At 64.4% G+C, this 1,185-nt stretch carries 2 protein-coding genes; both read left to right on the forward strand.

Annotated features, from left to right (window positions below; genetic code table 11):
* Positions 1-528, forward strand: a 528-nt coding sequence (locus EN893_RS34800; protein WP_128362201.1) for an ABC transporter permease subunit, incomplete at its 5' end; no start/stop codon positions are given.
* Positions 528-1,185 (forward strand): ABC transporter permease subunit (locus EN893_RS34805; protein WP_128362202.1); only part of this gene is annotated, 658 nt, incomplete at its 3' end. The genes EN893_RS34800 and EN893_RS34805, both read left to right, overlap by 1 nt.

Below are 1,185 nucleotides of genomic sequence, written 5' to 3' on the forward strand. Positions count from 1 at the left end.
GTGCGGGCTGTGCCCGAACTGGTGCTGATCCTGCTGCTCTATTACGCCGGAACCGACCTGATCAATCAGGCGCTGACGGCCATGGGCTATCAGCGCGTCGACGTGAGCGGCCTTGCCGCCGGCATCGCCGTGCTCGGCTTCGTCCAGGGCGCCTATTCGACAGAGGTGATACGCGGCGCGATCCTGGCCATTCCGCAGGGCCAGATCGAGGCCGCCCGCGCCTATGGAATGTCTCCGGGCCTGCTGTTGCGGCGCATCACCTTGCCGTCAATGCTGCCCTTCGCCATACCGGGCCTCGCCAATCTCTGGCTGATCGCCACCAAGGATACCGCGCTATTGGCGGTCGTCGGCTTCTACGAACTGGCGCTGGCGACGCGGCAGGCGGCGGGTGTCACCAAAGCCTATTTCACCTTCTTTTTCGCGGCGGGCGTGCTCTATCTGCTTTTGTCGCTGTTCTCCAACCTCGTCATCGGCCGGGTCGAGACCTGGTCGCGGCGCGGCATGCCTTCGCTCAAGGAGGCGCGCTGATGGCCAACGAGGCTGCCATCATCAACGTCGTCGCGCGAACATCGCTGTGGCTGCAGCCGCACCGCATCGTGCTGATCCTGATCGCACTGGGCCTTGTTTTGTCGGCTGCCTTTTTCATGCGCTGGGACTGGCTGCCGCAATATTATGAAATGGGCTTGATCGGCATCTGGCGGTCGCTGTGGATCCTGGCCGTCACCTGCGTGCTGGGCTTTCTGCTCGCCGTGCCGCTCGGGCTGGCGCAAGCCGCCGGCTCATTCTGGTTCGCCGCGCCTGCCAAGGTGTTCTGCACGGTGATCCGGGGCACGCCGCTGCTGATCCAGCTCTGGCTGCTCTATTACGGCCTGGGTTCGCTGTTCCCGCAATATCCGTGGATCCGCGAATCCTGGATGTGGCCATATCTCAGGCAAGCCTGGCCCTATGGCGTGCTGGCGTTGACCCTGTCTTTCGCCGGCTATGAGGGCGAGGTGATGCGTGGCGCCTTTGCCGGTGTGCCCAAGGGACAACTGGAGGCGGCGCGTGCCTTCGGCATGAGCCGCTGGAAGGCATTCCGGCGGATCTGGCTGCCGCAGGCCATCTACCGGGCGCTGCCGACGCTGACCGGCGAGACCGTGCTGCAGTTGAAATCGACGCCGCTGGTGGCAACGATCAGTGTCATCG

Origin of the sequence: Mesorhizobium sp. M7A.F.Ca.CA.004.04.2.1 (assembly GCF_004022825.1) — a bacterium.
In the GTDB taxonomy this organism is placed as follows: domain Bacteria; phylum Pseudomonadota; class Alphaproteobacteria; order Rhizobiales; family Rhizobiaceae; genus Mesorhizobium.